Source organism: Burkholderia sp. 22088 (assembly GCF_052045915.1).
GTDB classification, from domain to species: Bacteria; Pseudomonadota; Gammaproteobacteria; order Burkholderiales; family Burkholderiaceae; genus Burkholderia; species Burkholderia cepacia.
In genome coordinates, this window is record NZ_JBQEPY010000006.1 from 37,450 (window position 1) to 64,069 (window position 26,620).

Below are 26,620 nucleotides of genomic sequence, written 5' to 3' on the forward strand. Positions count from 1 at the left end.
TCTGTGGGTTCTTGTGGCGGGCAACATCGCCGGGTCGCGCGGTGGCGGCCTCAGTGCCGCCGGGCACTCGTCCGGCGGCAGGCGGTCACTTCAACGACGCGGCCTCCGATCCGCCCGGCGACAGCGCCGCGTTGTCCTGCTCGCGCCACGTGCGGCGCGACGCCATGATCGCCTTCACGGCCGAGCGCGCGACCTTCCACCACGCGAACGGCCGCGGGTCGGCAAGCATGCTGAGCGCGCGCGCATAGTCGAGCGTGAGCCCGGGCGTCCACGCCATCGTCACCGCGCGCTTGCGGATCTGCGCGGCAACCCACAGCTCGGGCGTGAGCAGCAACCGCACGAACGCGCCCCATCCGGCGCGCGCGCCCTTCAGCCGCCACACCGCGCCGTCGAGCGCGGCTTCGAGTGCGTTCGACACGGTGCTCGAGCAGTTGCGGTGCGTGAGGTTGTACGTCACGTTCTGCCGGTACGACGACCAGAACGCGTCCAGCTTCGCCGGATCGTAGTTGCGGATCCGCACGCGCACGGTCGACGGGCACCATGCCTTCGACTCGGTCGCGTAGTCGGGCTGGAACAAGCCCGGCACGTCGTTTTCGCGGGTTGCACGCAGGATGCGCGTGAATTCGTCCGGAGAACGATCGATTTCGACGCCCGGATACAGGCTGATATAGATACCCTCCGGCGATTCCAGCGCCGCGTGCCCGGTCGAGATCACGCCGTTGACGTCGACCGCCGCGATATAGCGGTCGATCACCGGGTAGCGTTGCGCTTCGGCTTTCGACGTGCCGGTCGGCGTCCACACGTGCACGGTGAGCGCATGCTCGCCGTCGGCCGGCGGGCCGTCCCATTCGGATTGGGAAAAATGCGGCAGGTCGCGCGCATCGTCGAGGTCCGGCGCGAGTGCCGGCGCCGGCGAGGTCGCGAACGCCGGATTGCGCGTCAGTCGCCGCACGCGTGCGGCGAGGCTCAGCATGTGCATCCCGCCGAATATCAGCAGCAGGCCGAGGCAGTACGGCACGGTGCCCACATAGTGGGTCGGGTACGGCTGGTAGAAGAAGATCGCCAGCAGGATCTCGACGACGCCCCACGCGAAGGCGACGTTCCAGCGGCGATAGCGCACCATCAACGCGGCGGTGCACTGCAGCAGCCCGTCGACGAGGAACAGCGTGCCGAAGATCATCGACAGCAGGAAATGGCCGTGGTGATGCCCCGCGAACACGAGCCCGGCGGCCACCACGACCGCGATCCCCTTCACGTAGCGCAGGACGCGCTGCCCGCCGACGCCGCTGCCGGCCACCGCGAGCGTCGCGAGCCCCTCGATCAGGAACAGCCACGCGAAGATCTGGATCGGAAAATGCAGCGCGCCGTCGAGCGCGTCGACGAAGATCACGACACCCGCGACGACCCACACCCAGCCGAGCGCGGTCAGCCCGCGCCAGCGGGTGCGCAAGTATTCGATACCCAGCAGCAGTAAGACCAGTCGTACCATCGCGCCCTCTCGTGATTTTTTTGGGACACGCGCTGGCCACGCGGGTCCTGTCGTTTCGACCGCGCATCGAGCGACGCACAGGCCGAAAAGCGGTCATTCATGCCGGCGCGTCATGCCTCGACATGACCGTTGGCGGCCGGTACGCCTCCGCACTGGCCGAATAATAAGATATGGCGGAGGCGGTTGAAAGCGCGACGAAAACGTTGGCGGCGGGTTCGGAGAGCGCAGCATGCCGCTGGACAGGGCCGGATTGCGAGCGCTGCCCAGGCAGATTTCCCGTTCGACAACGCGCGGCGGATACGCCAGAATCCGGCTACGAGGGCGTCAAAAGGCCGAACCGCGCAAGACGGGACAAGACAATGACCATATCGATCGCACGCCGACGGTGGCTCGCCGCCGCATTCGCCGCGGGCTGCGTCGCGCTGCCGGGCTGTCACAAGCCGCAGACGCAAGCCGAGCGGCCGCCATCCGAAGATCAGCTGTTCAAGTCGGGGCTGGTGCGGGACGAGCCGTACGACGAAGCGGTATCGGGCTTCATGACCACCGCAGACCATACGAAGCTGGTCGTGCTGGGCCGCCCCGTGCACTTCGTCCTCGATCTGCCGGACACGCTGCGGTCGGCCTTGTCGTCCCGCTACCGGACATCGCTGCGTTGGTCGTTCACCGGATTCCAGGCGATCGGCGGCCATGTCAAAGGCCATTACCGTGTCGTGCTGCCGGATGGCGCTTCGACAATCGATCGGCTGGCAGCGGTCGCGCACGGGTACGTCGCCGTGCGGGACGGTTTCGCGCTCGAAGGCAATATCGCCGGAATGCGTTATTCCACCCAGGGTTTCGACATACCGCCGAAGGTCGCCGCCCAGTTGCTCGACCGGCCGTACACGATCCCTGCCCGGCATGTGACAACGGCACTGGCGGGCCTGAATCTCACGATGCAACCCACGCCGATCACGGCCACTGCCGATGGCGATCTCGTCGTTGGCGGCGCAACGCTGGTGCCGGTCGAACTCGTCGTGCTTCAGGCACCACGGGAATGACGATTCCATCCATCGCAGCCGCGACGCGACGCACATACCGAACGGAGTACCGCCATGTCTGCCTCACCGCTACACGCACCACCGCTCGGCCCGCAACTCAAGCGCTGGCGAGCGCTGCACCGCGTGAAGCAGAGCCACGCGGCGGAACTGTTCGGCGTGGCGCAATCGACGATCTCGCGCTGGGAAGCCGGCCTGCAACAGATGTCGCCCGACGAACGCGCGACGGCCGAACGGCTGCTCGCCGCGCGCCTCGATTCCGCGGGCGATCACGCGCTTGCGCGGCTCGTCGCGGGCAGCGCGGGCCGCATGCATCTCGTGTGCGACCTCACGCACCGGCTGCTTGCCTGTTCGCCTGCGCGAGCAGCCGAATTCTCGCAACCGCTGTCGATGCTGCTCGGCACGTCGCTGTGGCGCTATGCGACGCCGGAAATCGTCCGCATGGAAGCCGCGCTCGATACGCTCGGCTGGCATGATCGCGCGGGGCCGCCGAGCGTCGAATTCGACACCGGCGCGAATGCGTCGCGCGTCGTGCCGATCCGCGGCAGCCTGTGCCGGTGGACACGGATGACGCTGTCGGACGGGTCGGCTGCGCGGCTCGTGGAAACGCTGTAATACGACCCCGCGCATATTTCATGCGTGGACGAACCGTGCGTGGCCGCCTTACGCTTGACGGCTCATCGCACGGACACCGACCATGAACCCCGATACGATCCACGCGCGGCTCGCGTTCCTGCGCGAAGCCGAACGCCTGAAGGATGTGCTGCGCAGCGGCCACACGTCGGCCGGGCGCGCGGAAAGCACCGCCGAGCATAGCTGGCGGCTGTGCCTGATGGCGCTCGTATTCGCCGATGCGCTGCCCGGCATCGACACGCTGAAGCTGCTGAAGCTGTGCGTCGTCCACGATCTCGGCGAGGCGCTGCACGGCGACATCCCCGCGATCGAGCAGGCCGCGCACCCCGACAAGAGCGCGCACGAACGCGACGACCTGCTGACGTTGACCGCGCCGCTCGATCCGGTGCAGCGCGACGAGATCGTCGCACTGTGGGATGAATATGAAGCGGCCGCGTCGCCGGAAGCGCGCGCGGCGAAAGCGTTCGACAAGCTGGAGACGATCCTGCAGCACACCCAGGGCAGCAACCCGCCCGATTTCGACTACGCGTTCAATCTCGGCTACGGCCGCCGCTATACCGACGCCGCACCGCTGTTCAGCGCGATCCGCGACATCGTCGACGCCGACACGCAGCGCCGGATCGACGCGGGCGGGCAGCACGCGTAAGCTCGCGGAACCCGGCGCGCGGCACCGCGCACCCTGCCCGCACGAGGCCCTACGCATGACGCAGAACATCTACGACGACCCGGCCTTCTTCGAAGGCTACAGCCGCCTGAACCGCTCGATCCACGGACTCGACGGCGCCCCCGAATGGCCCGCGCTGCGCGCGCTGCTGCCCGACCTGCCCGGTCGCCGCGTGCTCGACCTCGGCTGCGGCTACGGCTGGTTCAGCCGCTGGGCCGCCGGCCAGGGCGCGGCAAGCGTGCTCGGCATCGACGTGTCCGAACGCATGCTCGAACGTGCGGCATCGCGCGCCGCGCATCCGGCGATCGCGTACCGTCGCGCCGACCTCGAAACGCTCGCGCTGCCGGATGCCGCGTTCGATCTCGCGTACAGCTCGCTCGCGTTCCATTACATCGCAGACCTTGATACCTTGTTCCGCACGCTCCATCGCACGCTCGTGCCGGGCGGGCGGCTCGTGTTCTCGATCGAGCATCCGGTCTATACGGCGCCGCGCCGGCCCGGATTCGTCGTCGACGCGCAGGGCAACCGCTCGTGGCCGCTCGACGGCTATCAGCGCGAAGGCGAACGCGTGACCGACTGGCTCGCGCCGGGCGTCGTCAAGCAGCACCGCACGCTCGGCACGCTCGTGAACCTGCTGATCGGCAGCGGCTTCACGCTCGCGCACCTGGACGAATGGGGGCCGACGCAGGAACAGGTCGATGCCCTGCCCGCGCTCGACGAGGAACGCGACCGGCCGATGATGGCCCTCGTCGCCGCACGGCGATAACGCACGCCGCAACACGCGCACGAGCTTTCGCCCGCCGCGCTGACAGATTGCAACAATGTCGCCGCCCGGCCTCCGTTCCTGCACGGCGCCCGCACAATTCAGCACAATTTCCACACGATTTGTCGTGAATTCCTCGCTTACCATGAGCGGCTGATTCGACCCGGCACGGCCGCGCGAGGTGTACGCGGAAGCCCGCGGGCAACCCGCCCGCCAGGCGACGCCGGCCGGATCGTCCCGCCCGGCCGCACGCAACGCCGGCACCGCTTCATCCTCGCCGCACGCTCATGACTCAGAAGACCCATCGCCGCCGGCGCATCGTGCTGGCCACCGTTGCCATCGTCGCGATCGCCACCGGTGTCACGCTGAAGGCGTGCGCACCCGACAAGCATCCGCAATACCTGTCCGCGCCCGTCTCGCGCGGCGACCTCGAAAACGCGGTGCTGGCCACCGGTGCGCTGCAGGCATTCAGGCAGGTCGACGTCGGCGCGCAAGTCTCGGGGCAGTTGAAGTCGCTGAAGGTCAAGCTCGGCGACAAGGTCACGAAGGGCCAGTGGCTCGCCGAGATCGACCCCGTGCTCTCGGAAAACGCGCTGCGGCAGGCACGCGCCAGCGAAGAAAGCCTGCGCGCGCAGCAGCAATCGACCGCCGCGCAACTCACGCAGGCGGAACTCGCGTTCCGGCGCCAGCAGGCCATGCTGCCCGACGACGCGACGTCGCGCGAGTCGTTCGAAGCCGCGCGCGCGACGCTCGACGTACAGCGCGCGACGCTCGCGTCGCTCGCCGCGCAGATCCGCTCGGCCCGCATCCAGATCGAGACCGCGCAGGCCAATCTCGGCTACACGCGCATCGTCGCGCCGATCGACGGCCGGGTCGTCGCGATCGTCACGCAGGAAGGCCAGACGGTGATCGCGCAACAGCAGGCGCCGGTGATCCTGAAGCTCGCGGATCTCGACACGATGACCGTGAAGGCGCAGGTGTCGGAAGCCGACGTGATTCGCGTGAACGCCGGCCAGACCGCGTATTTCACGATCCTGGGCGAACCGGACAGGCGCCACTACGGCAAGCTGCGCGCGATCGAGCCGGCGCCGCAGAACTACGCCGAGACGCAAAGCGCGCTCGGCGGCGGCGCGGGCGGCGGCGCGAAACCGAATTCGGCGGTGTTCTACAACGCGTTGTTCGAGGTGCCGAATCCCGAGCACCGGCTGCGCATCTCGATGACCGCGCAGGTCAACATCGTGCTCGGCAACGCACGCAACGCGCTCAGCATTCCGGCCGCCGCGCTCGGCGAGAAGCGCAAGGACGGCACCTACGCGGTGCGCGTGCTGCGCGCCGACGGCAGCACGGAAACGCGCAACGTCCGCATCGGCATCAACAACAACGTGCGCGTCGAAGTGCTGGCTGGCCTGAAGGACGGCGAACGCGTCGTGATCGGCGAGGCGTCCGCGGACGATCACGCGCCGCTGGCGGACGTGGTGTGACGATGAGCCAGCCCCTGCTGAAACTCTCCGCCGTCACACGACGCTTTCCGGCCGGCGACAAGGACGTCGTCGTGCTGAACAACGTCAACCTGTCGATCCACGCGGGCGAGATCGTCGCGATCGTCGGCGCGTCGGGCTCCGGGAAGTCGACGCTGATGAACATCCTCGGCTGCCTCGACCACCCGAGCGAAGGCACCTACACGGTCGGCGGTCGCGACACGCACATGCTCGACAGCGACGAGCTCGCCCAACTGCGCCGCGAGCACTTCGGCTTCGTGTTCCAGCGCTATCACCTGCTGCCGCACGTCGATGCCGCCGCGAACCTCGAAATGCCCGCGATCTATGCCGGCACGCCGCGCGCGGAGCGGCACGCGCGCGCACGCGAGCTGCTCGCGCGCCTCGGGCTCGCGGATCGCGCGCACCATCGCCCCGGGCAACTGTCCGGCGGCCAGCAGCAGCGCGTGAGCATCGCGCGCGCGCTGATGAACGGCGGCCAGGTGATCCTCGCCGACGAACCGACCGGCGCGCTCGACACGAAAAGCGGCCAGGACGTGATCCGCATCCTGCACGAGCTGAACGCGCTCGGCCATACGATCGTCATCGTCACGCACGACAAGGCCGTCGCGCGCCATGCGCGGCGCATCATCGAGATCAGCGACGGCGCGATCGTCGCCGACCGGCCGAACCGCCACCATGCGGAAGCCCTCGCGGAAGCAGCCGCGGGCGCGGATGCGGCGGAAGTGAGCGACGCAGAAACCGGCGCGCCGTCCGCCCGCGATCGTCACGACACGCCGTCGCCGCCCGCGGCAGTCGCCCCCGATCCGCAGGCCGATGCCGCCCCGCGCGCACGCCGCTTCGCGGCCGGCTCCGGGCGCTTCGCCGAGGCCTGCCGGATGGCGTGGATCGCACTCGTGTCGCACCGGCTGCGCACGCTGCTGACGATGCTCGGCATCATCATCGGCATCACGTCGGTCGTGTCGATCGTCGCGATCGGCGAAGGCGCGAAGCGCTACATGCTCGACGAGATCGGCAGCATCGGCACGAACACGATCAACATCTACCCGGGCACCGACTGGGGCGACAGCCGCGCCGATGCGATCCAGACGCTCGTGCCCGCCGATGTCGCCGCGCTCGCCGAGCAGCCGTATGTCGACAGCGCGACGCCCGAAACGTCGCGCACGCTACTGCTGCGCTACCGCAACGTCGACGTGAACGCGCTCGTGAGCGGCGTCGGCGACCGCTTCTTCCAGGCGCGCGGGATGCGCTTCGCGCTCGGTGTCGCATTCGACGAGGACGCGGTGCGCCGCCAGGTGCAGGTGGCCGTGATCGACCAGAACACGCGCCGCAAGCTGTTCGGCGCGACACGCAACCCGATCGGCGAAGTGATCCTGGTCGACAACGTGCCGTGCGTCGTGATCGGCGTGACGGCGGACAAGAAAAGCGCGTTCGGCAGCGTGAAGAGCCTGAACGTGTGGGTGCCGTACACGACCGCGAGCGGGCGTCTCTTCGGGCAGCGTTATCTCGACAGCATCACCGTGCGCGTACGCGACGGGCAGCCGAGCGCCGCCGCCGAAAAGAGCCTCGAAACGCTGATGAAGCAGCGCCACGGCCGCAAGGACTTCTTCACGTACAACATGGACAGCGTCGTGAAGACCGTCGAGAAGACCGGCCAGTCGCTGACGCTGCTGCTGTCGCTGATCGCCGTGATCTCGCTCGTCGTCGGCGGAATCGGCGTGATGAACATCATGCTGGTGTCGGTGACCGAGCGCACGCGCGAAATCGGCATCCGGATGGCGGTCGGCGCGCGCCAGTCCGACATCCTGCAGCAGTTTCTCGTCGAGGCCGTGCTGGTCTGCCTGCTCGGCGGCACGATCGGCATCGCACTGTCGTTCGGGCTCGGCGCGCTGTTCTCGATGTTCGTCGCGCAGTGGAAGATGGTGTTCTCGGCCGGCGCGATCGTGACCGCGTTCGTCTGCTCGACGCTCACCGGCGTGATATTCGGCTTCATGCCCGCGCGCAACGCATCGCGGCTCGATCCGATCGATGCGCTCGCGCGCGACTGACGCAAGGCCCGCCATGACGCATTCCTCACCGCTTCAGCGCCTCGGCGCATTCGCATGCGCGGCCGCGCTGCTCGCCGGCTGCGCGGGCGCGCGCCATGATCCGCTGCCCGCCGTCGCGATGCCCGCGAACTGGTCGGCGCCGGTTTCCGCCGACGCACCGGCCACGACGCGCGACTGGTGGCGCAGCTTCGGCGATCCGCAACTCGACGCGCTGATCGACGACGCGCTGCGCGCCAACAACGACCTCGCGATCGCGGCGATCCGCGTGTACCGCGCGCAACTGCAGGCCGGGCTCGCGAATACGAACCTGACGCCCAACATGACGCTCGGCGCGAATGGTGCCGTGTCGCGCACGCTCGATTCGCACCAGATGCGCCGGTCGAGCAACGCGAACGTTTCGCTCAGCTATGAAATCGACCTGTGGGGCCGGCTGGCCGCGCTGCGCGACGCCGCGCGCTGGGAAGCCGACGCGACGGCCGCCGATCTCGAAGCCGCGCGGCTGTCGCTGATCGGCACGACCGCGTCGCTGTACTGGCGGATCGGCTTTCTGAACCGGCAGATCGCGCTCGGCGACGCGAACATCGCGTACGCGGTCCGCACGCTCGCGGTCGTCCGGTCACGGCACACGGCCGGCGCCGTGTCGGGGCTCGACCTTGCGCAGGCCGAACAAAGCCTTGCCACGCAACGCGCCGCGCAGACACGCCTGATCCAGCAGCGTACCGAGAACCGTCACGCCCTCGCGATCCTGTTCGACCGGCCACCGCAGCAACGTGCGGCCGAACCGCCCGCGCTGCCGGACGCGCCGCCGCCGGAAGTGGCGGCCGGCCTGCCGGCCAGCCTGCTCGGCCGGCGCCCCGACTTGCGCGCGGCGGAATTCAGGCTGCGCGAATCGCTCGCGCAGGTCGACGCGACACGTACCAGTTTCTACCCGACCTTCACGCTGACCGGCGCGGCCGGCACGTCGAGCACGAGCCTCGAGCGCGTGCTCGCGAATCCGGTCGGCACGCTCGGGCTCGGCCTGGCCCTGCCGTTCATCCAGTGGAACACGATGCAGCTGCAGATCAAGGTGTCGAAGACGCAGTACGAGGAGGCCGTCGTCGGGTTCCGGCAGAAGCTCTATACGGCACTCGCGGAAGTCGAGAACGCGCTGTCGGCGCGCGTCCAGCTCGAACGCGAGGCCGAACAGCGCGCGCTGTCGCTGGCGCAGGCGCAGCGCGCCGAGCGGCTTGCCGCCGCGCAATTCGCGGCCGGCGCGACCGCCGTGCAACCGTGGCTCGACCAGCAGCAGCGGCTGCGCGATGCGCAAAGCGCCGACGAACAGACGCGGCTGGACCGGCTCAACAACCAGATGACGCTGTACCGCGCGCTCGGCGGCGGGATGTCCTGACCGGCCCGCGCACCGGGCCGGTCGCCCCCGCCCCGCCGGCCATGCGCGGCGTCATTCGCACACGGCCGCCCCGCGCCGCGCCGGCGCGAACGCCACCGCGCTCGCCGTCGCGAGCACGGCCACGCCGGCCGCGCCGTACACCATCACCCAGCCGAACCCGTGCACGAGCGCCGCATGCAACACCGCGCCGGTCGGGTCGGCCTGCGCGAGCGCCGGTGCGATCTCGTGCAGCCCGTCGGTTCGCCCGGAAGCAATCTCCTGCGCGAGCCGGCGCAGCGCCCCGTCGCCGATCGTGCCCGCGACACCGCCCTTCAGGCTCGCGACGATCCCCGCGACCAGCACGAAGCCCATGGCCGCGATATTCAGTGCGAGCGAGATCATCCGCGCGCTCATGTCGATGCCCGACGCCATCCCCGCCCGCGCGCTCGGCACCGCACCCGTCGTCGTGTTGGTCACCGGCGTGTTCGTGAGCCCGAGCCCGATGCCGGCGATCACGCAGCCGGGCAGCATCGTCACCCAGCTTGCGTGGTCGGCCGCGCTGCCGATCCGCATCAGCGCAAAACCGGCGGCAATCGTAAACAAGCCGCCCGGGATCACGACGCCCGGCCCGTAGCGCAGCGCGAGCCGTTCGCCGAACGGCGGCGCGACCAGCGTCGGCAGCGTGTACGCGAGCAACGCGAGGCCGGCCGTCACGCTGTCGTAGCCGAGCGCGACCTGGAACCAGATCGGCAGGTAGATCATGAACGGCCAGAAGCTGAAGTTCATCCCCATCGAGCCGAAGATCGCGCCGGTGAACGCGCGGATCCGGAACACCGAGAAGTCGAACATCGGCCGCGCGCTCGCGCGTTCCGCGAGGAAGAAGCCGGCCACCGCCAGCACGGTCGCGCCGAGCACGCCGAGGCCGGCGGCGCTCGTCAGCCCGAGTTCCGCGCTTTGGGTGATGTAGAAGGCCAGGCCGAGCACCGCGAGCGACAGCGTGACGATGCCCGCCACGTCGAGGCTGCCCGCGTGCGGATCGCGCGACTCCTGCACCGCGCCGCCGATCAGCGCGAGCGCGACGGCCGCGAGCGGCGCATGAACGAGGAACACCGACGGCCAGCTCGCCAGCGCGACGATCGCGCCGCCGACGATCGGCCCGAAACCGAGCCCGATGCCGAACACGATTCCCCAGATCCCGAACGCGCGGCCGCGCTCGCGGCCCTCGCGGAACTGGTGCGACAGCACCGCAATCTGGCAGATCAGCATCGCGCCGCCGCTGGCGCCTTGCAGCAGCCGGCCCGCGACGAGCACCGGCACGTTCGGCGCGAGCCCGCACAGCAGCGACGTCGCGCCGAACAGCACGGTGCCGGTCACGTACACGCGCTTGCGGCCGAAGCGGTCGGCGAGCGTGCCGGCCGCCATCAGCACGGTCGTACACGCGATCGTGTACGCGTTCATGATCCACTGCATGCCGTTGAAATCGCCATGCAGCACGTGTTCGAGCGTCGGCAGGATCACCGGCACGCTCGAGATTTCGAGGCCGAACATCAGCGACGTGAGACAGACGGCCGCGAGCGCGACCGCATTCCTGCGGGAGTCGGATAGCGTCATGCGTATTGCGCGGCGGCCCGGCAACGGGCCGCGCGCCTCCAGATGAGAAGGATGGGTCGCGCGCGGCCGGCAACGCACGCTGAACCGGAATCGGTACTATAGTGAGAATTCCGATCCCCATTGACGCAGGCATTTCTCCAGACTGGGGAACCACAGGACTCAATCCCCCCTCCCTCCGATGACCGACAGACTCGACGGCGTGACGACCTTCGTCCAGGTAGTGGAATCGGGCAGCTTCGCGCTCGCGGCGGAGCGGCTCGACATGACGCGTTCGGCCGTCGGCAAGGCGGTCGCGCGGCTCGAGAAGCGGCTCGGTGCGCGGCTGCTGCAGCGCACGACGCGCAGCCAGAGCCTGACCGACGACGGCCAGGCGTACTACGACCGCTGCGTGCGCGCGCTGGCGGAACTGGAAGCGGCGGAGGCCGACCTCGACTGCGGCCGCAACGAGCCGCGCGGCAAGCTCCGCCTGAGCGTGCCGCTCGCGTTCGGGCACCACTGCGTGACGCCCGTCGTGCTCGATCTCGCACGCACCTACCCGGATCTGCGGATCGACGTGTCGATCACCGACCGCTTCGTCGATCTCGTCGAGGAAGGCATCGACCTCGCGGTGCGGATCGGCACGCTCGCGGACAGCACGAGCCTCGCGGTGCGGCGGCTCGGCACGCAATACGGGAGCCTCGGCGCGGCGCCGTCGTATCTCGCCCGCCACGGGATGCCGAAGACGCTCGACGACCTGAAGCATCACCGGACGATCGCGTATTCACGCTCGGGCGTGGTTCAACCGTGGGACTTGCGCGCGCCGGACGGCTCGACGGTACGTATCGACATGCCGCACCAGCTCAGTTTCGACGACGTGCAGGCGATCGCGGCGGCCGGCGCATCGGGGTTCGGGATCGCCTGGCTGCCGAGCTGGCTGCTCGATCACTACGTGAAGCGCGGCGAGATGACGGTCGTGCTCGATCGCTGCTTCGTCTGCGAAGGCGACATCCACGCGATCTGGCCGAAGACGCGCTACCTGCCGCGCAAGACGCGCTGCGTGATCGACGCGTTCGCGCAGGCGATTCCGCCGATGATCGAGCGGTGAAATGACACGCGCGCCGCGCGGCAGCCTGTGCCCGCACGGCGCGCCGGCTACGCGCTCACGCCGCGCCGAGATCGGCGAGCGGATGCGCGAACAGCTTCCACGGCGACGTGAGGAAATGCCGCACACGTTCGGCGCGCAGCTCGACGAGCGACGCCGGCGCCCAGCGCGGCTTGCGATCCTTGTCGACGAGATGCGCGCGTACGCCTTCGCAGAAGTCACCTTCCTCGATCGCGCGCGCGACGATGCCGAGCTCCATCCGGAACGATTCGGCGAGCGTCATCTGGCGGCCGCGCAGCAGCGCCTCGCGCGTCACGTACAGCATCGTCGGCGAATGGCCCGTGAGCGCATCGAGCGTCGCCTGCAGCCATTGACGGTGCTCGCGCGACAGTTCCTCGCGCGCGAGATCCTGCGTCAGCGTCGCAACGATCCGCTCGACGGTCGAGCGCTTGTCGAAGTGACGCACGATCCACGGCATCTGCCCGTCGAGCGCCGCATGCGGCACGACGTTGCAGGGCGGCTCGAACACCTTGCGCAGCAGCGGCAGCGCATCGCCTTCCCACTTGACGCTTTCGATGCGCGTCTCGAACGTGTCGAGCCACGCGGACGGCACGCACAGATCCGCGAGCTTCGCGGTCAGCGCGTCGGCACCGGACAGCATCGCGCCGGTCAGCCCGACGTACAGCTCGAGTTCCGCCGGCATGCGCGACAGGAAATGCGTCGCGCCGACATCGGGCACGAGGCCGATGCGCGTTTCCGGCATCGCGATCTTGCTGCGCTCGGTCGCGACGCGCAACGCGGCGCCCTGCGCAAGGCCCATCCCGCCGCCCATCGTCACGCCGTCCATCAGCGCGACCACCGGCTTCGGGAACGTATGGATCGCGTAGTCGAGCCGATACTCGTCGACGAAGAACGGCAGCCAGGTTTCGCGCTGCGCGACCATCCTGTATAGCGCGCGCACGTCGCCGCCCGCGCAGAAGCCCTTCTCGCCCGCCCCGCGCAGCACGACCGCGACGATCTGGTCGTCGTGGCGGCAGCGTTCGAGCAGCGCGGCCAGCTCGCCGATCATCGCGTACGACAACGCGTTGAGCGCGGCCGGCCGGTTCAGCGTGATCAGCGCCACGCGATTCACCACGCGGAACAGCACCTCGGGGGCATGCTCCGCGAACGCGTCATGATTCGTGACCGGCGTGCTCATCGTTGCCCCTCCCCGTCGGTGTGCCACTGCGGCGCGCGCTTGCCGAGGAACGCGGCCACGCCTTCGCGCGGATCGCTGGTATCGAACAGGTCGACGAAGCGTTCGCGCTCGACCGCGAGCGCCGCGCCGCGCGGCACGCCGCGGCGCGCGAGGCCGATCAGCTCCTTGCTGTACGCGACCGCATGCGGGCTCTGCCGCGCGACGTTGCGCGCCAGCGCCAGCGCCGCATCGCGCGAGGCGCCCGACTCCACGACGTCCTCGACGAGGCCGATGCGCAGCGCGGTGGCAGCGTCGACACGCGCGCCGGTCAGGATGATCTTCTTCGCCCAGCCTTCTCCGACGAGCCAGGGCAGCGTCTGCGTGCCGAGCCCGCACGGCAGCAGGCCGACCGACGGCTCGGGCAGCGCCATCTGCGCATGGGTCTCGGCAATCCGCAGGTCGCACGCGAGCGCGCATTCGAGCCCGCCGCCCATCGCGTAGCCGTTGATCGCCGCGATCGTCACGACACGCGCGTCGTGCAGCGCCTCGAACGCCGCGCCGAAACGCGACGCCATCGCGCGCGCGACCGCGCGGTCGCCTTCGGCGAAGGTGTTGAGGTCGGCGCCCGCGCTGAAGAACTTCGGGCCGTCGCCCGTGATCACCAGCGCGCGCACACGCGGGTTCGCATTCAGTTCGGCGACGGTGTCCTGCAGTTGCCGCAGCCCGTCGGCGGTAAAGGCGTTCGCGGGCGGACGCTTGAGCGTCGCGCACGCGATCGCGCCGTCGTCGACGTAGTCCAGTTCGATCATGACGCGTCCTTCTTGCTGGCCGGTTGGTACAGGCGGATCACCGCCGAGAAGTCGAGCTGGCCGTCGCCACGGCTGCTCATCGTCTGGTACAGCTGCTGCGCGAGCGCGCCGAGATAGACGGGCTGGCGTGCCTGCTTCGCGGCGTCGTTCGCGAGGCCGAGATCCTTCAGCATCAGGTCGGTGCCGAAGCCGCCCGAGTAACCGCGCGACGACGGCGCGGTCTCGATCACGCCCGGATACGGGTTGTAGGTGTCCGAACTCCAGCAGCGGCCCGTCGACGTGTTGACGATGCCGGCCAGCACCTTCGGGTCGATGCCGAGCGCGACGCCGAGCGACATCGCCTCCGACACCGCCGCCATCGAGATGCCGAGCACGAGGTTGTTGCAGACCTTCGCGACCTGCCCCATGCCCGTCGCACCGCAGTGAACGATGTTCTTGCCCATGCCCGCGAGCACGGGCTTCACGCGCTCGAAATCCGCGTCGCTGCCGCCGACCATGAAGGTCAGCGTGCCCGCCGCCGCGCCGCCGGTGCCGCCCGACACGGGCGCATCGACGAACGCGCCGCCGTGCTCGCGCACGAGCGCGCCGAACGCCTGTGCGCTCGCCGGGTCGATCGTGCTCGAATCGATCACGGTCGCGCCCGCGCCGAGTCCGGCGAGCACGCCGTTCTCGCCGGACAGCACCGAGCGCACGTGCGGCGCGGCCGGCAGCATCGTGATGACGAACGTCGCGCCCGATGCGGCATCGCGCGGCGACGCGGCCACCTGTGCGCCGGCATCCTGCAGTGCGCGCAAGGCGTCGGCGCTCAGGTCGAACGCGTGCACTTCGTGGCCGGCTTTCAGCAGGTTCAGCGCCATCGGCGCGCCCATGTGGCCGAGGCCGATAAATCCGATTTTCATGTTGTCCTCCACGGCTCAGTGCAGCCGGATCGTCGTATTCACCGGGCCGGCCGTCGTGTCGTCGTCGAACCAGCGCGCGGTGACCGTCTTGGTCTGCGTGTAGAACTGCACGACCTGCTTGCCGTACGGGCCGAGATCGCCGAGCTTCGAGCCGCGCGAGCCCGTGAAGCTGAAGAACGGCACGGGCACCGGGATCGGGATGTTGATGCCGACCTGGCCGATGTCGATCTCGCTCTGGAACTTGCGCGCCGCCGCGCCGCTCTGCGTGAACAGGCCCACGCCGTTGCCGAACGGGTTCGCGTTGACGAGCGCGATCGCGTCGTCGAGCGAGTCGGCTTCGAGCACGACGAGCACCGGGCCGAAGATTTCGTGCGTGTAGATCGACATGTCGGTCTTCACGCCCGAGAAGATCGTCGGGCCGATGAAGTTGCCGCTTTCGTAGCCGGCCACCTTCACGTCGCGGCCGTCCAGCTCGAGCTTCGCGCCTTCGTTCACGCCCGCTTCGATCAGCGACAGGATGCGCGCCTTCGCGGCCTTCGACACGACCGGGCCGACGTCGGTGCCGGCTTCCGCGCCCGCATTCACCTTCAACAGCTTCGCCTTCGCGACGAGATCGGGCAGCCAGTCGCGCGCTTCGCCAACCAGCACCGCGACCGACGTCGCCATGCAGCGCTGCCCCGCCGCGCCGAAGCCGGCGCCGACGAGCGCATTGATCGTCTGCTCGCGGTTCGCATCGGGCAGCACGACCGCATGGTTCTTCGCGCCCATCATCGACTGCACGCGCTTGCCGTGCGCGCTGCCGAGGTTGTACACGTGCGTGCCGACGGTGGTCGAGCCGACGAACGAGATCGCCTTCACGAGCGGATGCGTGCAGATCGCGTCGACGACTTCCTTGCCGCCGTGCACGACGTTCAGCACCCCTTTCGGTACGCCGGCCTCGATGGCGAGCTCGACGAGCTCCATCGTCGACATCGGGTCCTGCTCGGACGGCTTCAGCACGAACGTGTTGCCGCAGACGATCGCCATCGGGAACATCCACAGCGGAATCATCGCGGGGAAGTTGAACGGCGTGATGCCCGCGCACACGCCGAGCGGCTGGCGCAGCGTATAGGTATCGACGCCGCCCGCGACGTTCTCCGCGAATTCGCCGAGCTGCAGCGAACCGATCGAGCACGCGTGCTCGACCACTTCGAGGCCGCGGAAGATGTCGCCTTCGGCATCGGGGATCGTCTTGCCCTGCTCGGCCGTCAGCGTCTTCGCGATGCGCTGCTGGTTCGTGCGCACCAGATCCTGGAACTTCAGCATGATGCGCATGCGCGCGGCGATCGGCGTGTTCTTCCACGTCGCATACGCGGCGTGCGCGGCCTGCACGGCCGCGTCGACTTCCGCGACGGTCGCGAACGGCACGCGCGCGAGCACCTGCTGCGTCGCCGGATTGACGATGTCGCGCCACTCTTTCGTGGCGGACTCGACGAAAGCGCCGTCGATCAGCAGCTTGACCGTCGGCACGTCTTGCCCCGTTTGGGGCGTCGGATTCGCGTTCATCGATCCCTTCTCCTTGCAGAGGGCCGCGAAGCGCGATATCGCCGCGCGGCCGGTTCAATTCGGCTGCGGGCGGCGGCCGCGACAGGCGGCGCGCGGCCCGCGGTCACGTCATTTCAGTTCGGCAGCAAAATCTTCTTCCCAGTATTCGCCGGGCATGCGCGCGCTCGCGTCGTCGCCGCGCTCGATCTCGCGGCGGCGCAGCTCGACGCGGCGGATCTTCCCCGAGATCGTCTTCGGCAGATCGGCGAACTGCAGGCGGCGGATGCGCTTGTACGGCGCGAGCTTCTCGCGCGAGAAACGGAAGATCTCCAGCGCGAGCGCGGGGCTTTCCTCGTAGCCCTGCCGCAGCGTGATGAAGGTCTTCGGCACCGACAGCCGCACGGGGTCGGGGCTCGGCACGACGGCCGCTTCCGCGATCGCCGGATGCTCGATCAGCACGCTTTCCAGTTCGAACGGGCTCAGCCGGTAGTCGGACGACTTGAACACGTCGTCCGCGCGGCCGATGTAGACGTAATAACCGTCGTCGCCGCGCATCGCGATGTCCGACGTGCGGTAGTGGCCGTCGCGCATCGCGCAGGCGGTTGCATCGGGGTTGTTCGCATAGCCTTTCATCAGGCCCACCGGGCGCGTGACGTCGGCGCCGATCGGCAGCGCGACCTCGCCTTCGGTCACGGGCGCGCCGTCCGGGTCGAGCAGCGTAATGCGGTAGCCGGGCAGCGGCCGGCCCATCGAGCCCGCGACCACCGGCTGGCCCGGCGAGTTGCCGATCAGGCAGGTCGTCTCGGTCTGGCCGTAGCCGTCGCGAATCGCGATGCCCCACGCCTTCTTCACGCGCTCGATGATCTCGGGATTCAGCGGCTCGCCCGCGCCGACGATCTCGCGCAGCTTCACGTCGAACGACGCGAGCGGCTGCTGCACGAGCATGCGCCACACGGTCGGCGGCGCGCACAGCGTCGTCACCTGGTATTTGACGAGCGCATCGAGCACCACCTTCGGCTCGAAGCGCGCGTAGTTGAATGCGAACACGCAGGCCTGCGCGTTCCACGGCGCGAAGAAGCAGCTCCACGCGTGCTTCGCCCAGCCCGGCGAGCTGATGTTCCAGTGGATGTCGCCCGGCTGCAGGCCGACCCAGTACATCGTCGACAGGTGCCCGACCGGATAGGTGCGGTGCGTATGCTCGACGAGTTTCGGCTTCGACGTCGTGCCCGACGTGAAGTACAGCAGCATCGGATCGTTCGCGTGCGTGACGGCATCCGGCTCGAATTCGGCGCTCGCCGCGTAGCCGTCGTTCATCGCGAGCCAGCCCGCGCGCGGTGCGCCGGCGACGATCTTCTGCGCGAGGCTGAGGTCGGGCTGGTCGAATTTCGCGGTTTCGTTCTCGTCGACGATCGCGTATTTCGCGCCGCCGATCTGCACGCGGTCGCGCACGTCGTCGGGCGACAGTTGCGTGGTGGCAGGCAGGACGATCGCGCCCAGCTTCATCGCGGCGAGCATCGCGTCCCACAGCTCGACACGGTTCGGCAGCATCAGCAGGATGCGGTCGCCGCGCACGACGCCGATCGAGCGCAGCCAGTTCGCGATCCGCGACGAACGCTCGGACATCTGCGCGAACGAATACGGATCGCCCGTGCCGGTGGCCGCGTCGACGATCCACAGCGCGGGCTGGTCGTTGCCGCGCGCCATCGGGTCGAAGTAGTCGAGCGCCCAGTTGAACGCGTCGAGCACCGGCCATTCGAAATCGCGGTACGCGGTTTCGTAGTCGGTGCGATGGCGCAGCAGAAAGTCGCGTGCGTTCAGGAATGCCTGTACCGTCATCGTTTTGTCTCCTGTCGACGAGAGTTAGCGCTTTAGCGCTTACTCTCGTCCCATGCCTTGCGCGGTCGACGAGAGTTAGCGCTTTAGCGCTTGCTCTCGTCCCATGCCTTGTGCGGTCGACGAGAGTTGGCGCTTTGGCGCTTGCTCTCGTCCCATGCCTTGCGCGGTCGACGAGAGTTGGCGCTTCAACACTTACCCTCGTCCCATGCCTCGCGGTAAACCGGCAACATGGCTGCAGCGCATGCCCGGTCTCCTCTGTCGCGGTGCACGGTCACGTCGTTGCGTGCCGCGTTCACCGCACTGCCCTCGTGCCCTGCGCGATGCTTCCTTTCGACGCGGATGTCGCGGCTCAAAGCTGCCGCGCGATCACCATCCGCTGCACTTCGCTGGTGCCTTCGTAAATCTGCGTGATGCGCGCGTCACGATAGTGGCGCTCGACTTCGTAATCGGCCAGGTAGCCGTAGCCGCCGTGGATCTGGATCGCGTCCGAACACACGCGCTCGGCCATCTCCGACGCGAACAGCTTCGCCTGCGACGCTTCCGACAGGCACGGCAAGCCGGCCGTGCGCAGCTTCGCCGCGTGATGCACGAGCAGGCGCGCGGCGTTGATCTGCACGGCCATGTCGGCGAGCTTCTGCTGGATCGCCTGATGCTCGGCGATCGGCTTGCCGAACTGCACGCGCTCGCCCGCATAACGACGCGCCTTGTCGAACGCGGCGCGCGCGATGCCGAGCGCCTGCGCGGCGATGCCGATGCGGCCGCCCTCGAGATTCGACAAAGCGATCTTCAACCCTTCGCCGCGATTGCCGAGCAGGTTTTCTTCCGGAATCGCGCAGTTCTCGAACGTGATCGGGCACGTATCCGATGCACGGATGCCCATCTTCTTCTCGGGCTTGCCGACGATGAAGCCCGGCGTGTCGGTCGGCACCAGGAACGCGGAGATGCCGCGCTTGCCGGCTTCCGGGTCCGTCATGGCAAAAACGATCGCCACCCCGGCGCGCTGGCCGTTGGTCACGAACTGCTTCGCGCCGTTCAGCACCCATTTGCCGTCGCGCAGTTCCGCGCGCGTGCGCAGGTTGTTCGCCTCGGAGCCGGCCTGCGGCTCGGTCAGGCAGAATGCGCCGATCACGCGGCCCGCCGCCATCTCGGCCAGCCAGCGATCCTTCTGCGCGGGCGTGCCGAAACCGAGGATCGGCCCGCAGCCGACCGAGTTGTGCACGCTCATCATCGTCGCGCACGCGGCGTCGCCGGCGGCGACTTCCTCCATCGCCAGCGCGTAGGCCACGTAGTCCGTATACGAGCCGCCCAGCTCCTGCGGCACGATCATCCCGAGCAGGCCGAGTTCGCCGAGCTGCGCGACGATGGCGTCGGGCAGGTGCGCATCGTGGTCCCACTGCGCCGCGTTCGGCGCCAGCATCTCGGTGGCAAAGGCGCGTGCGGCGTCGCGGATCATCCGCTGGTCTTCGGTGTAAAGCTCGTCCATGGTGCTGCTGTCTCCCGCGGCCGCCGGGCGCGACCGTCCTTGCGTTTCGATGCAACAAGTGTAGGCAAGCACGCGCGACTGTTCGATGCTCGCGCCGCTCATTTACACTGAGCGTTTTTGCCACACCGGCGGCACGGATGAAGCAGGAAGACAAGGGAACCGTCGCGATCAGCCTCGTCGCTTACAGCGTCGCGCTCGCGGCCCGGCGCGGCGTCGCGGCCGAACCGCTGCTCGCGCAGGCCGGCATCGCCCCGGCGCTGCTCGGGCAGCCGCGCGCACGCGTGTCCGCGCAGCAATACGGCGCGCTGTGGAACGCGATCGCACGCACGCTTGACGACGAGTTTTTCGGGCAGGATCGCCACCCGATGCGCAGCGGCAGTTTCATCGCGATGAGCCAGGCGGCGCTGACCGCGCGCGACGGCCTGCACGCGATGGCGCGCGCGGTGAATTTCATGCACTGCGTGCTCGACGACCTGCACGCCGAGCTCGACGCGAACCCGCAGCGCGTGCGGCTGCGCTTCGTGCACCGCAACAACGGTGCGACGCCGGCGATGTTCACGTATGCGACCTATTTCATCATCGTCTACGGGCTGACCTGCTGGCTGATCGGGCGGCGCATCCCGCTGCTGCATGCGAGCTTCCGCTGCGACACGCCGCCCGCCGACCATGAATACCCGTCGATGTTCTGCGACGACATGCGTTTCAACGAACCCGATTCGTATGTCGATTTCGATCCCGAATTCGCGACGCTGCCGGTCGTGCAGAACGCGAAGTCGCTGAAGACATTCCTGCGCAACGCACCGGCGAGCTTCATCGTCAAGTACCGCAACCCGAACGCGCTCGCGCAGCGCGTGCGCGCGGTGCTGCGCGGGATGCCGCCCGCCGCGTGGCCGGGCGCGGGCGGGATAGCCGCGCGGCTGCACGTGGCCGAGGCCACGCTGCGCCGCAAGCTGCACCAGGAAGGCCACGCGTACCAGTCGATCAAGGACACGCTGCGGCGCGACCTCGCGTTCGAGGCGCTGGCCGACCCCGCGCGCACGATCGCCGACGTCGCGGCTGCAACCGGTTTCGCGGAACCGAGCGCGTTCTACCGCGCGTTCCGCAAATGGAGCGGACGCAGCCCGGCCGACTATCGCGACGAAGTGCTCGCGCGCGGCGGCGGCGCGAGCTGATACCGGCCGGCACGGCGCTCGCTTCGCGCTTTCCGCCGAAACCGCCTAATCTTTAAGCATCGGGCCCACGCCCTTTCCGCAAGCCGGATGGCGCACGGCCACGCGCCGCCCGGACGCCCCGATGCACGTTCACCGTCACGGGCCGTCGCCGGTGCCTGCCACGCCCGGCGGCCACCCTCGTCACCCGCTGTCCGCGCGGGTCGCGCGCGCCGCGCTGTTCGCGGCGCTGCTCGTCGTGTGTGCCGCGGTCGCCGCGGTCGCCGCGCCGCCGTCCGCCGACACACCCGCCGCACCCGCCGCCGCCCGCCCGGTCATCGTGATCCCGATCAACGGCGCGATCGGGCCCGCCAGCGCCGATTTCATCGTGCGCTCGCTCGACCGTGCGGCACGCCAGCACGCGCCGCTCGCGATCCTGCAGCTCGACACGCCCGGCGGCCTCGACACGTCGATGCGGCAGATCATCAAGGCCATCCTCGGCTCGCCCGTGCCGGTCGCCGCGTTCGTCGCGCCGGGCGGCGCGCGGGCCGCCAGCGCGGGCACCTACATCGTCTATGCCAGCCACTTCGCGGCGATGGCGCCCGGCACCAATCTCGGCGCGGCGTCGCCGGTGCAGTTCGGCATCGGCGGCGCCGCGCCGCCGGGTGCGAACCCCGCCGCACCGCGCCCGCCGGCCGGAACCCCGGGCGCGTCAGGGGCATCCGGTGCGTCCGAGGCCGCCACGCAGGCCGCATTGCCGACCGACACGCAATCGACCGAGATCCGCAAGGCGATGCAGGATGCGTCCGCCTACATCCGCGGCCTCGCACAGCTGCGCGGGCGCAACGCCGAATGGGGCGAGCGCGCGGTGCGCGAAGCCGTCAGCCTGTCGGCCAGCGAGGCGCGCGCGCAGCACGTCGTCGACCTGATCGCGCAAGATCCGGCCGACCTCGCGCGCCAGCTCGACGGCCATACCGCAACGACCACCGCCGGCACGGTGAAGCTCGCGACCACGCACGCGCCGCTCGTCATCGTCGAACCCGACTGGCGCAGCCGCTTCCTCGCGATCATCGCCGATCCGAACGTCGCGCTGATCCTGCTGACGATCGGCATCTACGGCCTCTTCTTCGAGTTCGCGAACCCCGGCTTCGTGCTGCCGGGCGTCGCCGGCACGATCTGCCTGCTGGTCGGGCTGTTCGCGATGCAGTTGCTGCCGATCAGCTATGCGGGCCTCGGCCTCGTGCTGCTCGGCCTCGGCTGCCTGGTCGCCGAGGCGTTCCTGCCGACCTTCGGCGTGCTCGGTTTCGGCGGGATCGTGTCGTTCACGATCGGCGCGCTGATGCTGATCGACACCGACGTGCCCGGCTACGGGATTCCGTGGCCCGTGATCGCGAGCCTGGCGCTCGGCGGCGGGCTGCTCGTCGCAGGCGTGTCGAGCGTCGCGCTGCGCGCGCGGCGGCGCCCGGTCGTGACGGGTGCCGAGGCGATGGTCGGCAGCATCGGCGAGGTGCTCGACGACGGCCTGCGCGCCGACCAGCCGCACGGCGCGGCCGGCACCGCTCCATCGGCCGCGGGCTGGGCGCGCGTGCATGGCGAGCGCTGGCGCGTCGCGAGCAGCGTGCCGCTCGCAGCCGGCTGCCGGGTACGCGTCACCGGCCGCCAGGGGCTGATGCTCACCGTCGCGCCGCTGTACGACGTGCCGGCGCAGGAACAACAACATCAAGGTGAACCAACATGATCGGCTACACATTCGGCTTCAGCAGCGTCCTGATCGTCTTCGCCGTGGTGCTCGTCGCGTCGTCGATCCGCATCTTCCGCGAGTACGAGCGCGGCGTCGTGTTCATGCTCGGCCGGTTCTGGAAAGTGAAGGGGCCGGGGCTCGTGCTGATCATCCCGATCGTTCAGCAAGTCGTGCGGATCGACCTGCGCACCGTCGTGTTCGACGTGCCGCCGCAGGACGTGATCACGCGCGACAACGTGTCGGTGAAGGTGAATGCGGTCGTGTATTTCCGCGTCGTCGATCCGGAGAAGGCCGTGATCCAGGTCGCGCGCTTCTTCGACGCGACGAGCCAGCTCTCGCAGACGACGCTGCGTTCGGTGCTCGGCAAGCACGAGCTCGATGCACTGCTGGCCGAGCGCGAACAGCTGAACGCCGACATCCAGAAGACGCTCGATGCGCAGACCGATGCATGGGGGATCAAGGTATCGACCGTCGAGATCAAGCACGTCGACCTGAACGAGACGATGATCCGCGCGATCGCCCGGCAAGCCGAGGCCGAGCGCGAACGGCGCGCGAAGGTGATTCATGCGGAAGGCGAACTGCAGGCATCGGAGAAGCTGCTGCAGGCCGCGCAGCGGCTCGCACTGCAGCCGCAGGCGATGCAGTTGCGCTACCTGCAGACGCTGACGACGATCGCGGCGGACAAGAACTCGACGATCGTGTTTCCGCTGCCGATCGATCTGCTGGGGGCGTTGCTGGATCGGTTGGGCGGGAAGCGGGAGGAGTGAGACAGACATTCGGATCCTCGCCGGATACTCACCGGATTCGCCGGACGAGGGGCAACAGGCATCGATACCGACCGGCGCCCCCTATCAGCCGAATGGTATGGAAGATGGCCGCTCGCGGTCCGATGGCGTATACAACGAGATCCGCATGCATGGCAGTACGGATCAACGATGGGCAAGACTCGGACAAGGAAGACGGCATCGGCGACGCCAACCAGGGCCTATGGCAAGGTGGCCCTCAGCGCCGAGGAAACGCTGCATCGACTGTGGCAACGCGGCCTGCGCATCGACGATCGCCCGGCGAACTTGCGAATGCTCCGGTCGATCGGCCATTTCCGGTTGCTGGTCTACATGCGGCGGTTCCAGAACCCCACGACCAAGCGATTCTGGCCTCGAACCCGATTCTCCGACATCGTTGAACTCTACGCATTCGATCGACGTCTGCGCTCGATCACGATGGACGCGGTCGAGCGCATCGAGGTTGCGCTGCGCGCCGCACTCAGCAATCCCCTCGCAATCGACTACGGCAGCCACTGGTACGTCGAGAGGGACCGTTTCGTCGACCTGCGCCACTACGCGCGCATTCTGGATCAGATCGCCCGGGAGTGCGAAACCCGGAAAGGCTCGGCATTGACTCACTACTATCGAACCTATGCCAGCCCCGACCTGCCGCCGATCTGGCTGGTCTGCGAGCGGCTGAGCCTGGGCGCGTTGTCCCGAATCTTCAGTGCGCTCTCGATGCGCGACCGCAAGGTCGCCGGACGCCATGCGTGGCCGGACATCCCTGATACCGTGCTCACCAGCTGGCTTCAATCGCTCACCGACCTGCGCAATGCGTGTGCGCACCACGCCCGGCTTTGGGGAATGAAGCTGACGGTATCGCCTCCCGCCAAGCCGGCCGGGCGAACGCTCGCACGGTATGCCCCGGAAATGACCCGGCCGGAGACGTTCTACGCGCGCGCAACGATGATGAAGGCCCTGCTCGACCCACTCGGTCATGGGACCGAATGGCGCGAAGCCTTGCGAGCGACGTTGACGGGGTGTGAGCACGTGGACGCGGCGGCCCATCTCGGCTTCACGACCGATTGGCATTCGACGCCGGCGTGGCGGTGAGTTCAGGACGGATGCAACCGAACACGCGGCAGGATGCCCGTCACGCTCCGCTTTCGACGCGCTGCATTTTGACATTCGTTCGATACTTCGCTAGCATTGCCGATGAAAACGCTGGGGACGCCTCTCGACGATGCGCAACACTTCAGACGGCAAAAGGACGCGCAAGCGTCCTTTTTTATTGTCCGCCTCCTCCGTTGCGAGCTCGATCCGCTTCCCTCTCCGGATTCGGTGCCACTCCCGCACCCGATCGATCGTCCGGCGCCCGGTCCGGCGCTTCTCCTTCATTTTCGTGTTTCCGCTGCGTCGACTTGCTGGGGGCGTTGCTGGATCGGCTGGGTACGCCGCGCGAGCGCTGAGACGCGCGAGTTCCGGCCCGCGCGACGCGCCGCCGTCGATCCCGCCGGACACCGGGCCGCCACGGCCCGGCAGCAGGCACCCGTCAGGCGAGCAGCTTGCGCTCGCTCTTGCCGTACTTGATCGACTTCTCGTCGGGAATCATCAGGCCCGTGTGCTCGTCGCGGCCCTGCAGCAGGAAGCGCGCATCCGGCTGGCCGATCTGCCCGGCCGCGAGCTTGCTGTCCGCGCCGATCTCGCCCTTCTTCATCCGGTTGACGATCACGCCGGCCGCGGTGTCCTTGAAGTCGCGCAGCATCCACGCGTCGCCGTCGCTGTCGCCGAACACCAGCAGCGGGCCGTAGCCCTTCTTCGATACGAGCACGTTACGGATGCCCACCGTCTTGCCGGGCCCCCAGTTGAAATGCCAGCCGGCCGGATAGGTGCTCGTGTACTTGCCGTCCTGCATGTCGAGGCGCAGGCCGATCACGTTCTCCGGCGGCACGCCATAGCCGTAGTTCGGATTGCCGGCGAACACGCGCACCACATCGTCGAGCGACGCGGTGCTCACGTACACGTCGATGCCGTTCGCGCGCAGCGTGTGCATCACCGCGCGGATTTCCTCATGGATGCGAATGCCGTGGAAATGCGTGTCGGCCACGACGCCGGCCTTGCCCGGCAGCGTCTTCGGGCTTTCGTAGCGAACCTTGCGCAGCGCGTCGCCGATCCCGTAGTTGTCCGACGCTTCCGCCATCGCCTGCAGCTCGGCGGTCGTCATGTTCTTGTAGAAATAGATGATCCACTTGTAGCCGACTTCGAGCGGGTGCGTGTCGCAGATCGCGTCGTACATGAAGTACAGCTTCGCGCGGAAATCCTTGAACTGGTCGGTCTCGTGAATCTCGTCGAGGCTCTTGCTGCCGCCGAAACCCTTGTAGTTCGCGTAGAGCCAGCGGTAGTCGGATTCGACGTCGGCGGCGAGATCCTCCATCGTCACCGGCTTGCCGTCGACGGTCGTGTAGTCCTTCATGAACGCGCCCTTCGGCACGTCCTTCCACATCACGCCGACGAATTCGTCCGGTGTCAGCTTGTATTGCAGATGGTTGATCTGGTACATCAGCAACGCCTCTTCGCAGTCGTTCATGATGCACGTGTTGTCCCAGTCGAACACCGCGTACGGGCGGCGCTTTTCGTCGTAGCGCGCGCTCGCGACGCCATGCTGGTCGAGCACCGCCTGCAGGCGCGCGGCGTTGAACGGCGACCAGCGGCCCGGGTCCAGCGCGTCCGGCGCGGTGGCGCTCTTTGCGTCGGCGGTGCCGGCCTTGAGCATCAGCGACGTCGCAGCGGTCGCCGCGGCAAGGGTGTTCATGAACTGGCGGCGTTGCATGGTCTCTCCGTGGAAATGTCGAATCGGTTCCGTTCACTGCCCCGTGCGGCGCACTGGCGGGTCATCGCCACCGCGAAGCCGGGACGGCTTCGAATCGGGGGCGAATGATGTGTCGAAATTATTTCGGCAATTTGACAGCGTCACGCCGCGACACGACGGCGAGTTGATCCGGCGCGACATGCCGGGCATCACGAAACGATCGAACACGGCCGTCCGGGCCGGAC

Annotated in this window: 21 protein-coding genes; 12 read left to right on the forward strand and 9 right to left on the reverse strand. The window is 68.5% G+C overall.

The features are described 5' to 3' along the window. Window positions 1-85 precede the first annotated feature (85 nt). Window positions 86-1,489, reverse strand: coding sequence for an HdeD family acid-resistance protein (locus ACTJLD_RS12995; protein WP_440658945.1), 1,404 nt, complete (start codon window positions 1,487-1,489; stop codon window positions 86-88). Window positions 1,490-1,848: 359 nt separating this feature from the next. Between ACTJLD_RS12995 and ACTJLD_RS13000 the strand changes: the two genes are divergently transcribed. From ACTJLD_RS13000 to ACTJLD_RS13030, 7 genes are all read left to right on the forward strand, one after another. Next, window positions 1,849-2,526, forward strand: a complete 678-nt coding sequence (locus ACTJLD_RS13000) for a hypothetical protein (RefSeq protein ID WP_027789603.1) — start codon at window positions 1,849-1,851, stop codon at window positions 2,524-2,526. Window positions 2,527-2,580: 54 nt separating this feature from the next. Beyond that, a complete protein-coding gene (locus ACTJLD_RS13005) occupies window positions 2,581-3,138 on the forward strand; it encodes a helix-turn-helix domain-containing protein (RefSeq protein WP_060198022.1) in 558 nt (185 codons plus the stop codon). Window positions 3,139-3,220: 82 nt separating this feature from the next. Further along, a complete protein-coding gene (locus ACTJLD_RS13010) occupies window positions 3,221-3,802 on the forward strand; it encodes an HD domain-containing protein (RefSeq protein WP_440658946.1) in 582 nt (193 codons plus the stop codon). 55 nt (window positions 3,803-3,857) lie between these two features. Beyond that, window positions 3,858-4,586, forward strand: coding sequence for a class I SAM-dependent methyltransferase (locus ACTJLD_RS13015; protein WP_440658947.1), 729 nt, complete (start codon window positions 3,858-3,860; stop codon window positions 4,584-4,586). Window positions 4,587-4,870: 284 nt separating this feature from the next. Further along, the gene (gene macA / locus ACTJLD_RS13020) at window positions 4,871-6,064 is read left to right on the forward strand and encodes a macrolide transporter subunit MacA (RefSeq protein ID WP_440658949.1); all 1,194 of its coding nucleotides are present in this window, start codon (window positions 4,871-4,873) and stop codon (window positions 6,062-6,064) included. 2 nt (window positions 6,065-6,066) lie between these two features. Continuing rightward, window positions 6,067-8,127 carry a MacB family efflux pump subunit gene (locus tag ACTJLD_RS13025; RefSeq protein WP_440658950.1) on the forward strand — a complete coding sequence of 687 codons (2,061 nt, stop codon included), beginning with the start codon at window positions 6,067-6,069 and terminating at the stop codon, window positions 8,125-8,127. Between the two features lie 13 nt (window positions 8,128-8,140). Then, entirely contained in the window at window positions 8,141-9,514 is a 1,374-nt protein-coding gene (locus tag ACTJLD_RS13030; protein ID WP_440658951.1) for an efflux transporter outer membrane subunit, read from the forward strand. A 51-nt stretch (window positions 9,515-9,565) separates the two neighbouring features. On the opposite strand, the gene ACTJLD_RS13035 is transcribed toward ACTJLD_RS13030, so the two are convergent. Beyond that, complete coding sequence (locus ACTJLD_RS13035; RefSeq protein ID WP_440658953.1) at window positions 9,566-11,104, reverse strand: MFS transporter; 1,539 nt, start codon at window positions 11,102-11,104, stop codon at window positions 9,566-9,568. A 178-nt stretch (window positions 11,105-11,282) separates the two neighbouring features. Here ACTJLD_RS13035 and ACTJLD_RS13040 point away from each other — a divergent pair, with 178 nt between their 5' ends. After that, window positions 11,283-12,188, forward strand: coding sequence for a LysR family transcriptional regulator (locus tag ACTJLD_RS13040; protein ID WP_027789611.1), 906 nt, complete (start codon window positions 11,283-11,285; stop codon window positions 12,186-12,188). Window positions 12,189-12,243: 55 nt separating this feature from the next. Here the strand turns inward: ACTJLD_RS13040 and ACTJLD_RS13045 are convergent, their stop codons facing one another. From ACTJLD_RS13045 to ACTJLD_RS13070, 6 genes are all read right to left on the reverse strand, one after another. Beyond that, the gene (locus ACTJLD_RS13045; protein ID WP_042976715.1) at window positions 12,244-13,383 is read right to left on the reverse strand and encodes an enoyl-CoA hydratase/isomerase family protein; all 1,140 of its coding nucleotides are present in this window, start codon (window positions 13,381-13,383) and stop codon (window positions 12,244-12,246) included. Continuing rightward, entirely contained in the window at window positions 13,380-14,171 is a 792-nt protein-coding gene (locus ACTJLD_RS13050) for an enoyl-CoA hydratase (protein ID WP_059485175.1), read from the reverse strand. Before ACTJLD_RS13050 ends, ACTJLD_RS13045 begins: the two co-directional genes overlap by 4 nt. Then, window positions 14,168-15,070, reverse strand: coding sequence for a 3-hydroxyisobutyrate dehydrogenase (gene mmsB / locus ACTJLD_RS13055; protein WP_027789614.1), 903 nt, complete (start codon window positions 15,068-15,070; stop codon window positions 14,168-14,170). The genes ACTJLD_RS13050 and mmsB overlap by 4 nt, the downstream gene beginning before the upstream one ends. A gap of 15 nt (window positions 15,071-15,085) precedes the next feature. Then, complete coding sequence (locus tag ACTJLD_RS13060) at window positions 15,086-16,615, reverse strand: CoA-acylating methylmalonate-semialdehyde dehydrogenase (protein ID WP_027789615.1); 1,530 nt, start codon at window positions 16,613-16,615, stop codon at window positions 15,086-15,088. A gap of 108 nt (window positions 16,616-16,723) precedes the next feature. After that, window positions 16,724-18,430: an AMP-binding protein gene (locus ACTJLD_RS13065; protein WP_440658954.1), complete on the reverse strand. Its 1,707-nt coding sequence runs from the start codon at window positions 18,428-18,430 to the stop codon at window positions 16,724-16,726. A 349-nt stretch (window positions 18,431-18,779) separates the two neighbouring features. Beyond that, the gene (locus tag ACTJLD_RS13070; protein ID WP_440658956.1) at window positions 18,780-19,913 is read right to left on the reverse strand and encodes an acyl-CoA dehydrogenase family protein; all 1,134 of its coding nucleotides are present in this window, start codon (window positions 19,911-19,913) and stop codon (window positions 18,780-18,782) included. A gap of 137 nt (window positions 19,914-20,050) precedes the next feature. On the opposite strand from ACTJLD_RS13070, the gene ACTJLD_RS13075 reads away from it, so the two are divergent. From ACTJLD_RS13075 to ACTJLD_RS13090, 4 genes are all read left to right on the forward strand, one after another. Then, complete coding sequence (locus tag ACTJLD_RS13075; protein WP_440658957.1) at window positions 20,051-21,085, forward strand: AraC family transcriptional regulator; 1,035 nt, start codon at window positions 20,051-20,053, stop codon at window positions 21,083-21,085. Between the two features lie 121 nt (window positions 21,086-21,206). Then, window positions 21,207-22,799, forward strand: a complete 1,593-nt coding sequence (locus ACTJLD_RS13080) for an NfeD family protein (protein WP_059698293.1) — start codon at window positions 21,207-21,209, stop codon at window positions 22,797-22,799. After that, complete coding sequence (locus tag ACTJLD_RS13085; RefSeq protein ID WP_027789620.1) at window positions 22,796-23,569, forward strand: slipin family protein; 774 nt, start codon at window positions 22,796-22,798, stop codon at window positions 23,567-23,569. Before ACTJLD_RS13080 ends, ACTJLD_RS13085 begins: the two co-directional genes overlap by 4 nt. A gap of 168 nt (window positions 23,570-23,737) precedes the next feature. Beyond that, window positions 23,738-24,679: an Abi family protein gene (locus ACTJLD_RS13090; protein WP_059698297.1), complete on the forward strand. Its 942-nt coding sequence runs from the start codon at window positions 23,738-23,740 to the stop codon at window positions 24,677-24,679. Between the two features lie 439 nt (window positions 24,680-25,118). On the opposite strand, the gene ACTJLD_RS13095 is transcribed toward ACTJLD_RS13090, so the two are convergent. Next, the gene (locus ACTJLD_RS13095) at window positions 25,119-26,396 is read right to left on the reverse strand and encodes an HAD family hydrolase (protein WP_059698299.1); all 1,278 of its coding nucleotides are present in this window, start codon (window positions 26,394-26,396) and stop codon (window positions 25,119-25,121) included. Between the last annotated feature and the right edge of the window lie 224 nt (window positions 26,397-26,620).